Origin of the sequence: Paenibacillus terrae (assembly GCF_005217525.1) — a bacterium.
GTDB classification, from domain to species: Bacteria; Bacillota; Bacilli; order Paenibacillales; family Paenibacillaceae; genus Paenibacillus; species Paenibacillus terrae_C.
The window spans coordinates 69,879-83,185 of the sequence record NZ_PNXQ01000010.1; the positions used below are offsets into that span (position 1 = coordinate 69,879).

The window sequence follows — 13,307 nt, forward strand, 5'->3', positions numbered from 1 at the left end:
GACGTTTTGAAGACAAACGGATACAGTGTATTACATAAGAAACAATGTTTCTTTTATAATACATTGTACCCATACTGGATAAAAAGTTTAACATTTAGGGAGGACAACCAAAATGCAAGCAGTGCAACTGAAAAACGGTTTTGGCTTTGAAGAATTAGCCTTGACGGAACTCGACATACCGGTGCCGGGACGGCTGGAAGTTCTGATCCGCATAAGGGCAGCGTCTCTTAATTATCGAGATTTGGTAATACTTAATGGAGTAATGCCGATCGGCATTCAATTTCCCTTCATTCCGTTATCCGATGGAGCGGGTGAAATTGTGGCTGTGGGCGAAGGGGTGACAAAATTTCAGATTGGACAAAGGGTAGCGGGAAATTTACAACAGAAATTCATTGGCGGGAGCACCAGAGCGGAGGTATTAAAGGACAGTCTGGGAGGCCCGCTCAGTGGAGTGGCGGCTGAATATATCGTTCTGCATGAAGAAGGGGTCGTCGCCATTCCGGATCACCTTTCTTGGGAGGAGGCTTCCACCTTGCCGATTGCGGCATTAACCGCATGGAGCATGCTGATGGAATCCGGCGGGCTGCGAGCGGGGGATACGGTGCTCTTGCAAGGAACAGGCGGTGTTTCCATCTTTGGGCTTCAATTCTCTCTGATGGCGGGAGCACGGGTAATAATCACATCGAGCAGCAATGACAAGCTGGAACGGGCAAAAGCTCTCGGCGCATGGCAGACAATCAACTATTCGGAAGTTCCCGAGTGGGGTAAGGTGGCTCTGGAGCTGACAGGCGGAGTCGACCATGTCCTGGATGTAGGGGGAGCGGCAACAATGGTGCAAACCATCAATGCACTTCGTACCGGAGGGACTGTGAGCATGGTCGGATTCTTATCGGGCTTGACCATTCCTGAGTTCGATGTCACCAGCATTTTGCAGAAGGCTGCGACGATTCGCGGCAGCCAAGTCGGTAACCGGGAACATTTCGAAAACATGAATCGTGCCATTTCCCGCCATCAATTACATCCTGTCATCGACCGGGTATTTCCGCTCAGCCGAATCGGCGAAGCCTTCGCACTTTTGGCTGAAGGAAAACAGTATTTCGGTAAAATCGTCGTTCAAATCTAAATATTATTAACATCACATAGGAGGCACTCTAATGCCCAGTAAACCTGATTTGTCTGTCAAAGATTCTCAAGGAAGAAAGAATAAGAAACCGCGTAAATGGGTACGCAGAACCGGATTATCGCTGCTGGCTGTAATCCTTCTGGGAGTGGTTATTTTTATGCTCATCCCTTCCCCTGTCCAGCCTGCAAAATGGCTTGCACCTACGGCCCCCTCTTTTGAACAAGCGGGTCCATGGCAACAAAACAATAAACTCAGCTCCGCAGAGCTTGTTACAGATGCCCCTAAGTTTCCGGAATTTATCACCTTTGACAAGAAAGGAAATTTATATACGGGAGACTCCGACGGGAAAATTTATAAGGTTGCCTTTGATACAAAGGGCAATCCGCAAAAGGCCCAACTATATGCAGATACCAAAGGAACGCCCAATGGACTTATGTTTGACGCAAGTGGAAATCTGATCGTTACGGATGTTAAGAAGGGGCTGCTGTCGGTAGATCCTTCGGGAAACGTGACGGTGTTGGCCGACCAAGTCGACGGCACACCGATCTATTTGGCCAACGAGCTGGATATTGCCAAAGATGGTACCATTTATTTTTCTGACACCTCCAATTATGGCAGTGTAGTCTTCAAAGAAATCGCCGAGAACAAGCCACATGGACGTTTGCTGAAATATGATCCGGCGACCAAGCAGACGACAGTTCTGTTGGAAGGCCTTTATTTTGCGAACGGGGTTGCCTTGTCTGCGGACGAAGATTTTGTGCTTGTGGCAGAGTCGTATCACTACCAATTGACCAGATACTGGCTCAAAGGGCCGAAGAAGGGGACTTCGGATATTTTTGCGGATAATCTCGCCGGTTTTCCGGATAACATTACGCGTGATGATCAAGGCCATTTCTGGGTCGGTCTCTTCACGACACGTATTCCCTTTGTAGATCAGATGCATAAAAGCCCGTGGCTGGCTGGAATGATGGCCAAATTGCCTCAATCGCTGCTCAGCGGTGCAAGCGCACCTGTGAAGCATGGGCTTGCTGTGGAGCTTAATCCGCAGGGTAAACTCATCGGAAGCTGGCATGATCCTGAAGGCTCGGTTTATGGGGTAACTACGGCTGTAAACCATGACGGATATTTATATATAGGCACAGCTCCTGGAGGCAGTCAGGGCGTTCATCGCGTGCGTTTAACCAAATAAGATTGGGAGGGTTTAACATGATATTGGATGAGTTGAAATTATCCTGGAAAGGGAAGGAAAGCTTAGCCGGTAAGGTAGCTTTGGTAACAGGCGCAAGCAGCGGCATTGGGGCATCGATTGCAAAAAAACTGGCAAAGCGAGGTGCGTATGTAGCTGTATTGGCACGCCGTCAGGAGCGATTGGACGAATTGGTTCGCGACTTGCACCAAGAAGAATTGTACGAGGTCATGGCAATACCTGCCGATATCCAAAAAGCTGAAGACGTACAGCAGGCGGTCCACGCCATTCTTGAACGCTGGGGGCGGCTTGACATTATCGTTGCCAATGCCGGCTTCGGGTATCGAAGCCCACTGGCAGAAGTGGATCTGGAAAGATGGGAGGATCTTTACAAGACGAATGTGCACGGTCTTGTCCTGACACTGAAGTATGGGCTTCAGTCAATGAGGGAACAGGCCAAGGGGGATGTTGTCATTGTTTCCTCTATTGCAGCGAAGGAAGTGATTGCGGGAGGGGGACTATACAGCGCTACCAAGTACGGCGTTAGCGCCATAGCCTCCGCATTGCGTTTGGAGACCAGTGCGCAAGGAATTCGTGTAACTGCGATCCACCCCGGGGCGGTGGCGACGGAATTTTCGCAGGTGGCCGGATATCCTGAGCAGGAAATTCGGGCGTTTGCTTCGAGCGTTTTGCCGCTGCATCCCGATGATGTTGCAGAAGCTGCCCTTTATGCACTGGAGCAGCCGGAGCATGTCAACATTCCAGAGTTGACCATTATGCCTTCGAGGCAGGTCCAGCGGTTCAAATAGAGCAGTATTTATTCTGCTAATCCAAAAAGCGCGAGTTACAGGGGGAAAATAACCCTTGCACTCGCGCTTTTTTTACGCTAATGACGAAGCGTGCACTGCCCAATAAAGTTTAAAACCAGCTTTTAGGACAGCTCCATTTACTATAGAGCAGACCATATCCTGTGAAAATTTTTGCCCTACGTTCGCTCTTCCAGCCATCGTGAGCACAGTTATAGTGTAATGACGTACAGGCCCAACGGCGTGGTTGCGCTGCCTGCAATCATAAAACTTAGAGAATAGCTGGACTTGCCGGGGGGCACGCTGATATCAGCCAATCGGCATACCTTGGTATTATCTCGTAGCAGAGGGATACCATATACACGCTGATCCACACGCACAGACCCGGCGAACGCTCCGCCACGCGGATTGGCGTAGATGCGGACCGTACGTTTCTCGTTACCGTCGTTAATGATGGGAATTGTTGCGTTATATATAACACCGAATTGTCCGCGGTTATCAAGCGCAGGGCCCAACTCGCTGCGCGCCCCGGTAAACAGTAGATCGGCGGGAGTCTCACCGTTCAATTTTTTGGTGGCACATGCTCGGTAGTTGGCGCTTTGCCCGACCACGTACTCCGGCATCTGTGCGTTCGTTTCGGAAAAGGACCATGCACCACGCGGATGCGCTTGCGGTGGTGGTACGGGGGGAAGTGGCTCCGTGGGAATCTCGCGCAGGTCAGTCTGTGTATCCTTACTGACTACGGTGCGGATTACATAGTCCAGCGTACCGTGGCCTTCGGCATATTCTACGGTGAAGTCATAGGTGAATCCGGCCAGCGACCCTTCAGGCAGCTCGAATTCTTCCAGCAGCGCTGTACCTTTGCCGAATTTATGACGGTCTACCGGCTTCACGCGCTTCATCGTACCCGCCAAACAGCTTTTGGCAATAGACTGCCCGACATCCATAATCCAGTTACCATCCTCAGGCGCAATCTCTAAAGCCCGCTCGATATGACGTACCTCCAGCGCAGCATCGCTTTTGTTCTCTACGGTGATGCCCAGTTTGACGGGGGCGCCGATTTTGTTGTAATGCCAGCCGAAAATGCGATGCTTGACCGTCCGGGTTGTCGTACGTACCACGTCATGCCACAAGGTAGCTTGCTCGGCAGGTACAGTCACGGGGGTGAGCGTCTCTGGATTATCGCTAAGCATCAGGCGGCGCTTCCCCCCTTCGGTGGCTGATTCCACATCCACATTGATATTCGGCGGGATCACAGCTGACTCCACAATCAGATCCTTTGGCTCTTTGGGACGATGGTTCATGTGAGTTCCTCCTTTGATTTAGAGAATGGAAACGCTTCTGGTTCATGGATAGGGGTGGTTCATATATATTAGGTAACGCCAGAGTGACTTTTACAACCTGTTTTTAAAAATATTTTTTCAAGCTCCTTTCTCCTCGTTGCACAAACGATTCGTCAGCAGGTATTGCGTGTATGTTAAGAGCGTATGCTATTGGATGTACAGAGAAGCTACAGGAGGGAAACATGCCTAAAAAGATATGGTGGAAGGAAGCTGTTGTGTATCAGATTTATCCGATAAGCTTTCAGGATTCGGATGGAGACGGAAAGGGAGATTTGCAGGGCATTCTGTCCAGGCTGGACTATCTGAGTGAGTTGGGCATTGATGTCATCTGGATTTGCCCGGTGTACAAATCGCCCAATTATGATAACGGCTACGATATTAGCGATTATTATGCCATTATGGATGAGTTCGGGACGATGGAGGATTTTGATAAACTCCTTCACAAGGCGCATGAACGAGGCATTAAAATTATGATGGATCTGGTCTTAAACCACACATCGGATGAGCATCCGTGGTTTACGGAATCTCGCTCGTCCAAGGATAATCCGAAACGAGATTACTACATATGGCGAACAGGCAAAAATAGCGGATATCCAAACAATTGGGAATCGTATTTTTCCGGTTCTGTGTGGAAATATGACAAGCTTACAGACGAATATTACATGCATCTGTATTCCGAGCATCAGCCGGACCTCAACTGGAACAATGAAGAAATGGTCGCTGAACTGTACCGCATGGTGGAATGGTGGCTGAAAAAGGGAATCGATGGCTTCCGCTTTGATGCCATTGCTCATATTGTCAAAGCGGAAGGGCTGCCGGACGCCAATAATCCAGAGAAACGGACATGGGTACGAGCCTATCAGCTTTTTTCCAATTTGGAACAGGTGCATGTGCTTCTTCGCAGGTTGAATGAAAGAGTGCTGGAGCGTTACCCCTTAATGACCGTCGGTGAGACATCAGGCTTGGGTCCTGAACAAGCGCTCGATTATGTGGGGGACCAGCGACATGAACTGAATATGGTTTTCCAGTTTGAACACATGTTTATAGATGCCCAGGGACAGGGAACAGAAAAGTGGAAACCCAAGCCGTGGACACTGGTAGAGTTAAAAAAAATAATGAGTCGATGGCAGACGGTGCTTCATCAGGAGGGGTGGAATGCGAATTATCTGAACAACCATGATCAGCCACGCGCCCTCTCGCGATTCGGGAATGATGGACAGTACCGATTGGAGTCGGCCAAAATGCTGGCAACCTTCATACATATGCTTGAAGGTACGCCGTACATTTATCAGGGCGAGGAGATCGGCATGACGAATATCGCTTACCCGTCGATTGATGATTACCGGGACGTGGAGACATTGAATTATTATGAGCAGCAGCGGAAGCTGGGCGAACCGGAGAAGCAGATTATGGCGGCAATTTGGAGAAAAAGCCGGGATAATTCGCGGACGCCCATGCAGTGGAATGGAGGACATGCAGCCGGGTTTACCGATGGAGAGCCGTGGATGAAAATCAACGATAATCACACGCACATCCACGTTGAGGCGGAAAGACATAACCCGAATTCAGTTTTTCACTATTATCGTAAGCTGATTGCTTTGCGTAAACAAGAAGAGGTGATCGTTTATGGTGAATATAAGCTGCTGCTGCCGATGGATACCGAGCTGTATGTGTTTACCCGCACGTTGGGTAAGGAGCATCTGCTAATCATTTTGAATTTCTTTGACCGTAACCCGGTGTTCCACTGGCCTGAGGAGGAGGGCTATCCTGCCGCCAAAGCGGAGCTGCTTCTGTCCAACTACGAGCCGGTACAAGGTGAGAATCTGCAAGCCTTGAAGCTGCGTCCTTATGAAGCCAGAGTGTATAAGTTAAGCTTAAAATAAGCATATGCTCCCTTACCTTCCTTGATCGTAAAGCAAAAAGCCCGATTCACACGGTCTGCTGTACGCAGGTGTGGATCGGGCTGATCATATTTAGCAATTCGTCCAATTTCAGTTGCTGTTTTAGTGGTAATGCTTAACCTTAAGGTCGTCCAGGCTTTTGAACTCATACCCTTGCTTGCGTGCTTCGTCAATAATCGAACCCAGCGCCTCGGTATTGTCCTTGGATACGGAATGGAGCAGAATGACCGCTCCAGGGTGAAGCTGACGTATAACTTGTTGGTAGGCATAGTCTGCTCCCTGCTGGATATTCGTGTCCCAGTCCTTGTAAGCCACAGACCAAAATACGCTCGTATATCCGGCTTCCCGGCAGGAGGCTAATGCCTTTTCGCTAAAAATGCCGCGAGGCGGCCGGACGTATTTCATTTCCTTTTGTCCGGTGAGCTCTGCCGATGCATTTCGTACCCGATCCAGCTCAGAACGGATCTCTGTCGAAGAAATGGTACTCATATCAGGATGACTCCATGAATGGTTGCCAATAATATGGCCCTCACTTGCCATGCGGCGCATCAAAGCGGGCTGATCCTTCACAAAATGTCCGGTTACAAAGAAAGCGGCCGGAACCTTTTTGGCCTTTAATACATCCAGTACCTTGGGCGTATATCCATTCTCATAGCCGTTGTCGAACGTGAGAAATATTTCTTTTTTGGTAGTATCTCCGAGAAAGATGCCACCCTGTTTTTCAACCAGGTGCATAAAGCCCTCTTGTGCGATAGAAGGCAGTTCGCCCCCCTTGCTTTTTTTGAATCCAAAATGATAAGGCTGTTCGTCAACAGTTTGAGCAGCTAGCGCGGATTCACCCGTAACTGCTAACATCCCCATAACCGCAACGCATAGCCACAAGGCAAATATTCGTTTCATTTAACTTCCTCCGCTTTCGTCCCATTTGGGCAAGGTGTGTATGCTTTGGCATATTCCATAGCGTCTGCAATACCACGCCTGTTTATGCAAAAAATGCTCTCAACTTAGGACAACCTCAAAAAACACATATTGACATGAATATTAAATCGAAGTAGTATACTTTATAAAACTTACTAGAATACTCGGATTTAGTGAACTAACGATAAAGGGATGCAAACAACTAGTGATATCTTACATACTTGAAGGAATGGAAGGAGCTGGGGGTAATGATTGAACTAAAAAATGTATCCAAAACCTATGTAAGAAAAGGGTTAAGCATTGAAGCGCTAAAAAATATAAATATCAAAGTGGATAAAGGTGATATCTTTGGCTTTATCGGATTCAGCGGCGCGGGTAAAAGTACGCTGATTCGGTTGGTTAACCGTCTGGAGAAGGTCACCAGCGGGGAGGTTCTTGTCGAAGGAGAGCAATTAAATACCTATTCGACATCCGGACTTCGAAAGGTAAGGAAGAAGATCGGAATGATCTTTCAGCATTTCAATCTGCTGGAGTCGAAAACGGTGTTCGACAATATTGCGATTCCGCTGGTGCTGCTCAAGCGCAACAAACGGGAAATTGAGCAGCGGGTAAAAGAGTTGCTCAATTTTACAGGCTTGTCCGACAAGGCGAACAGCTATCCGGGCGAGCTTTCTGGAGGTCAAAAGCAGCGCGTCGGTATTGCACGGGCGCTGGCGAGCAACCCGTCCATTCTGCTCTGTGATGAGGCGACTTCGGCGCTAGATCCGCAGACCACGCAGTCGATTCTGGATTTGCTTCGTAAAATCAACAAGGAATACAAGATCACTATTTTGATCATCACGCATGAGATGTCAGTTATACAGCGGATTTGCAACAAGGTAGCTGTGATGGAAAAGGGTGAAATCATCGAGCAAGGCAATGTGCTGGAGGTATTCGGACAGCCACAGCACCCGACGACACAAAGCTTTGTGCGCACGGTTATTCACGATACGGTGCCTGATAGTGTACTGCATACGTTTGAACAGCAAGAAGCACAGCGGATTTACAAGCTGGAATTTATCGGACAGGCTGCTTCCGAGCCAGTGGTTCATGAATTGATTCGGCAGCATGAGGTCTATGTGAACATTTTGTTTGCCAATATGACGGAAATACAAGAGACGACCATTGGCTATATGACGATCCAGGTACGCGGCGAGGAGCACGCCGTCAGGCAGGCTGTTGATTTTATCAAGAGTAAAGGGGTCAACATTCAGGAGGTGAAGGCCATATGATGATTACGGGAACCTCTATAACTTGGGATCAACTGTGGGAGGCTTTATATCAATCCTTGCTCATGGTTAGCATCTCGCTACTCATTGGCGCATTGATCGGTATACCTATCGGTATTTTGCTGGTTATTACCCGTCCGGGCGGGATTTTGGAGAGCAAATGGTTTTACGGCATTTTTAATCCGATCATTAATATTGTTCGTTCCTTGCCGTTTATCATATTGCTGGTAGCGATCATTCCGTTGACGCGTCTGATTGTGAATACATCGATTGGAACCAGCGCGGCGATTGTACCATTGATTTTCTATATTGCGCCTTATATCGGCAGACTGGTCGAGAATTCGCTGTTGGAGGTTAATCCAGGCATATTGGAGGCAGCCGATGCGATGGGAGCGACCCCTTTTCAGGTCATTCGTTACTTCTTGCTCCCCGAAGCGTTCAGTTCTCTCATTCTATCGTTAACGACAGCCGCAATTGGCTTGATTGGAGCCACTGCCATGGCAGGCGCGGTCGGAGGCGGCGGGATTGGCGACCTAGCGATATCGTACGGCTATCAGCGGTTCGATACGGTCGTTACGCTCATTACCGTCGTGATTCTTGTTGTGTTTGTACAAGTTGTTCAGTCCTTGGGTAACCTATTGTCCCGTAAAGTGCGCAGGGGTTGATTTTTATAATGAATTTATGGATGTCCTCGCTTTAAAATATGATGTGAACGGTAATTCGATCTCGTGTTGGTGCCGGATGGAAAGGGTTGATGTATTTTTGCGGCTTCAATTGTCAGAAAATAACGTGCGCGAACGGCTGCTTGTAGGCAGCCTGTTCGCATGTTGTTGGCATCAAGAACCATTATTTATTAGGGATGTGAAATGATTTCAAATAGTTTTGGATATCAGTCTGAGGGGTTTGAAGCAAGCCTGCCAGTAACGATTGAAGGGTATGCAGCGTGTTTATATGGGCTTTAATCTCAACAATTTTATTTTGAACAATTTCCCTCAATGTGTCTTCATCCATCTCCTAACTCAGCAGGGTAAGGCTCTTTGGGTTTTTGTTTTGCCACATCGGGGTCGACAGGATACCAGACATTGATCATCAATTCCCGCTTGTCGCCAGGTGCCGCACTGAGGGTTTCGTCACGGTTTTGATCGGTCAAATGCTGCGAAATCGTGCCGATGGCATATTTCCCCGTCGGTTCAGGAAGAGTGAAGGCAGGCAATACATGGGTCAAGTACATAGATCCGGCAGTCAAAGCCATAACGACCATAGTTAGCAGCCCTTTTTTCAAATATTTTTTAAATCGGGTTTGGAGACGTACTTTAGCTTGGGGCTTGATGATTCTAAGGATAAATCCGATGATCAGTATCCATGCAACAAGATAGGTCGGAAGCATCTGCAATCGAAAATGATCCATCATTCCATGCAGGAACATAACCAATACGAGGGAAGATAGTATGGCTGTATCCAGCCTCCTTTCTCTTTTTCTAAACACAATAACGCCTGCGGCGGCCAAGCTGACCATAAGCACAGCGATCTCAAGTGTCCTCATGATGTAATACCTCCATCCTTTAGATCAAGCATAAACGTTGAAGTATACTACAAGGTCAAGCCCCAGGTATTTTCCAACCCACAGCCTCTTTTCTACTATGATCTGCTATTCGCCGATACAATATCTCTTACTCTAGCATATTCATATAGCATATCTCTTTACAGTTGAGATCGACTCAAGGGGCGGCTTATATCCGCAGGAAACAAAGGAGTCGCAATGGAGAGATTGAAAGGAAAATCACGTATTCAAGGAGGTAATTGCTTTGGGAAGAAAGAGACGAAGCGGCTTTAAAAATAAAAGAATTTCGGTAGACGTCAGACAATCTTCTTCAGCTCAGACGGGACAAGGTGGCAACCCTATTTCTATCAATGCTTCTGATGTTGGGGTAGTAAGAACAGATATTCAGAATAAGTAATCCGATAAAAAAAGCTATGAAGCCAACGTGTGCCGATACTCAATCGACACGCGTTGTTTGAGTTTAGCCTGAGTTAGTAATCATCGTTCAAATACATTCCGCCCATTAATCTCTTATACTCTGCATCAGTTTCACGGGACGCAAATAATCGGGAATGCTCGTAAAGCCCAATGTATTTAATGATACAGGATTTATTATCGACCTCAAAGGCTTTTTCCATACCGTCGATTAGATATTGAAAACCAACGTCAAATGCCCCTCTGCTTAAATAATAGTGTGCCAGCTCATACAGAAAAAGAATATATAAATCTGGCGTGATCTTGTGCGTATACGTAACAATAGCTTTTTCCCGCACCATAAAGGCTGCAATGTCTGTGTCGAACTTTTTAAGAAAATAGTCTACCTTGATATCCTGTTGATTGGCGGCTCTGACGATTTTGAACAATCCCGGCATCAGCTCGGTTTGTGAAGCTTCAATGCAGTTAACATAATCCAAAATAGCGCTTACATCTCCGGTTAGCATTTTATATAAAAATAGACTGGACCGTGCCCATCCTTTACATTTGTTCAGCCAGTATTGTGTTTCCTCATCCGTTTCCTTCACCCAGCTTAGGTCAGCATACGCGTACGTATATTGTAGTGCTTGCTTGTAGTTTCCCTGAGCCTCACAAATGTTCGCACGAAGATAGTTAGAATAGGCCATATAAAAGAACATCGGTCTTTGTGGCTTTTTGAGTGGTTCCTGATTAACCTTATTGGGCTGGTGCATAAGAAGGTATTGAAAATTAGCCTCATCATCCATATCCTGAGCCAGGTCCTTGGCTAAATCCCACAATTTCCTGTGCATATAGGCAATCGCCAGTTCTCTTAATGCATCGAGTCGGTCGATGTCATCAAGCTGATCCAAAAGTGGAAAAACCCGGTTAGCAGCATCGACGTTTTGTTCTTTATCGGGTCCCAGCCCAAGAATAAACAAGCGATACTGGCACAAGGCCAGTCGTTCTGAACGTCGGCCTCCCTCTCTTTTGACAATATTTTTGTAGAGCAGGGCTGCGGCGGCATGTTTGTCATGTATAAAAAAATCCTCAGCTACTTCGAACAACAGTGGGGCGTAATTCGTGTTATCCAACCATAAATAGCTGGTTTGCCGAATACACTCCAGCTTGCCCAGTTCTTCACATCGGTATAAAAAAGGTTTAATGTGACGCCAATCAGGTAAGGATTCGACCAGACATTCTTCGATGTAATGTTCATAAAAATGGCCTGTATTCAGTCGCATACCGTATGTAACCCGATCCAGTTGCTCTACCGAGAATGGCATTTTTTTGCCCAAAATAGCATGGACTGTTTCCGTTTCTACATCTGCCATTTCGCAAAATTGGATAATGCTTAGGTCTTCTCGTGCCATGAATTGCTCCAGCTCTGTGCGTATCGTGGTTGTATGTTCCAAATGAACCACCCCTTTCACAATCCGGATGCTAAATCAGTGATTATCTGAACATATTATATCACCGTTTTGGGAATGTTTGTATGTGGAAAAGAGAGCGTCTATTCCACCCGCTTCACAAGCGTTGCCTTCAGCACGGCGTAGCCGTAAGCTGTAAGCTCGGCGCGGAAGCCCTTCGCTCCTGCCGACCACTGGCCTTCGCCAAAAGCCAATTCCCATTCCTGCTCGGGAATGTCCAGCTCAAACACGTGGCTTTTACCGGAACGATTAAATAGCACGAGCAGCACCTCTTCCTCGCTGCGGCGCTCATAGGCGAGGGATGCGCCCTCCGGCTCTGCCTCCAGGAAAGTGAGGCTTCCCGCAGCACGTAGCGCCGGGTGCTCCTTGCGCAGCGCAATCAGCTCGCGGTAAAAGTCGAACAGCCCGCGGTCCTGCTTGTTGGGGTCCCACTCCATACACTTGCGGCAGCCTGGATCGGCATCTCCATCCAGACCGATTTCATCACCGTAATAGATGCAGGGCGAGCCCATGTACGTGAACTGGAACAGAGCGGCCAGCCGCATCAGCCGCTGGTCATCACCACACAGCGTCAGGAGGCGCGGCGTGTCGTGGCTATCCAGCAGATTGAAGGCCACTTCAGCGGCCTGCTGCGGATAGCGGGCCAACTGCCGTCCGATAGCAAAAGCGAAGCTTTGGGCATCGGACTCCTTTTTGACGAAAAAATCATTCACCGCATAAGTGAACGGATAATTCATCGTCGCATCAAACTGGTCGCCCTGTAGCCATTCAGACGATTCATTCCACATTTCACCCAGAATGTACGCATCCGGGTTGGCCTGCTTGACCGTGGTGCGGAACTCCCGCCAAAAGGCGTGATCCACCTCGTCTGCCACATCCAGCCGCCACCCGTCGATGCCGATTTCTTCGATCCAATATTTTGCCACCTTCAGCAGGTACTTTTTCACCTCGGGATGCTCGGTGTTTAGCTTGGGCATCATCGGCTCCAGCCCGAAGGTATCGTAGGTAGGTGTATCATCAACGACTTCCAGCGGGAAGCTATGTACGTGGAACCAGTCCTTGTAAGGGGAGGCTTCGCCTTTTTCCAGTACGTCCACGAACGGCTTAAAGGTACGTCCCGAATGATTGAACACTGCATCGAACAGTACCCGGATTCCCCGGTCGTGGCAGGCATCCACCAGTTTTTTTAACGTCCTCTTGTCCCCAAAATGCGGGTCCACCTCCATATAATCCTCAGTATCGTATTTATGGTTGGTCGTCGCCTTGAACACAGGCGTCATATACAGGGCGTTAATCCCCAACTCGTTCAGGTGGTCCAGATGATCTAGGATCCCCTGTA

At 48.1% G+C, this 13,307-nt stretch carries 12 protein-coding genes; 7 read left to right on the forward strand and 5 right to left on the reverse strand.

Features of this window, described 5'->3' with window-relative positions; genetic code table 11:
• Positions 1–112 precede the first annotated feature (112 nt).
• From C1I60_RS08705 to C1I60_RS08715, 3 genes are read left to right on the forward strand one after another with little or no spacing between them, the layout of a single operon-like run.
• Positions 113–1,123: a zinc-dependent alcohol dehydrogenase family protein gene (locus C1I60_RS08705; protein ID WP_137061358.1), complete on the forward strand. Its 1,011-nt coding sequence runs from the start codon at positions 113–115 to the stop codon at positions 1,121–1,123.
• Positions 1,124–1,154: 31 nt separating this feature from the next.
• Complete coding sequence (locus C1I60_RS08710) at positions 1,155–2,312, forward strand: SMP-30/gluconolactonase/LRE family protein (RefSeq protein ID WP_137061359.1); 1,158 nt, start codon at positions 1,155–1,157, stop codon at positions 2,310–2,312.
• Positions 2,313–2,329: 17 nt separating this feature from the next.
• Positions 2,330–3,118 carry an SDR family oxidoreductase gene (locus C1I60_RS08715; protein ID WP_137061360.1) on the forward strand — a complete coding sequence of 263 codons (789 nt, stop codon included), beginning with the start codon at positions 2,330–2,332 and terminating at the stop codon, positions 3,116–3,118.
• Positions 3,119–3,327: 209 nt separating this feature from the next.
• Here the strand turns inward: C1I60_RS08715 and C1I60_RS08720 are convergent, their stop codons facing one another.
• Positions 3,328–4,419: a hypothetical protein gene (locus C1I60_RS08720; RefSeq protein WP_137061361.1), complete on the reverse strand. Its 1,092-nt coding sequence runs from the start codon at positions 4,417–4,419 to the stop codon at positions 3,328–3,330.
• A gap of 221 nt (positions 4,420–4,640) precedes the next feature.
• Here C1I60_RS08720 and C1I60_RS08725 point away from each other — a divergent pair, with 221 nt between their 5' ends.
• On the forward strand, positions 4,641–6,341 hold the full coding sequence (locus C1I60_RS08725) for a glycoside hydrolase family 13 protein (RefSeq protein ID WP_137061362.1): 1,701 nt from the start codon (positions 4,641–4,643) through the stop codon (positions 6,339–6,341).
• Positions 6,342–6,461: 120 nt separating this feature from the next.
• Here the strand turns inward: C1I60_RS08725 and pdaA are convergent, their stop codons facing one another.
• Entirely contained in the window at positions 6,462–7,259 is a 798-nt protein-coding gene (gene pdaA / locus C1I60_RS08730) for a delta-lactam-biosynthetic de-N-acetylase (protein ID WP_137061363.1), read from the reverse strand.
• 266 nt (positions 7,260–7,525) lie between these two features.
• On the opposite strand from pdaA, the gene C1I60_RS08735 reads away from it, so the two are divergent.
• Positions 7,526–8,548, forward strand: a complete 1,023-nt coding sequence (locus tag C1I60_RS08735; protein ID WP_137061364.1) for a methionine ABC transporter ATP-binding protein — start codon at positions 7,526–7,528, stop codon at positions 8,546–8,548.
• Complete coding sequence (locus C1I60_RS08740) at positions 8,545–9,210, forward strand: methionine ABC transporter permease (RefSeq protein ID WP_137061365.1); 666 nt, start codon at positions 8,545–8,547, stop codon at positions 9,208–9,210. Before C1I60_RS08735 ends, C1I60_RS08740 begins: the two co-directional genes overlap by 4 nt.
• A gap of 338 nt (positions 9,211–9,548) precedes the next feature.
• Here the strand turns inward: C1I60_RS08740 and C1I60_RS08745 are convergent, their stop codons facing one another.
• Entirely contained in the window at positions 9,549–10,088 is a 540-nt protein-coding gene (locus C1I60_RS08745; RefSeq protein WP_137061366.1) for a hypothetical protein, read from the reverse strand.
• 262 nt (positions 10,089–10,350) lie between these two features.
• Between C1I60_RS08745 and C1I60_RS24425 the strand changes: the two genes are divergently transcribed.
• Positions 10,351–10,503 carry a hypothetical protein gene (locus C1I60_RS24425; RefSeq protein WP_170970763.1) on the forward strand — a complete coding sequence of 51 codons (153 nt, stop codon included), beginning with the start codon at positions 10,351–10,353 and terminating at the stop codon, positions 10,501–10,503.
• 73 nt (positions 10,504–10,576) lie between these two features.
• Here the strand turns inward: C1I60_RS24425 and C1I60_RS08750 are convergent, their stop codons facing one another.
• Both C1I60_RS08750 and C1I60_RS08755 read right to left on the reverse strand, forming a co-directional pair.
• Positions 10,577–11,953: a tetratricopeptide repeat protein gene (locus C1I60_RS08750; protein WP_137061367.1), complete on the reverse strand. Its 1,377-nt coding sequence runs from the start codon at positions 11,951–11,953 to the stop codon at positions 10,577–10,579.
• Between the two features lie 98 nt (positions 11,954–12,051).
• Positions 12,052–13,307 (reverse strand): glycoside hydrolase family 13 protein (locus C1I60_RS08755; protein ID WP_252361638.1); only part of this gene is annotated, 1,256 nt, incomplete at its 5' end.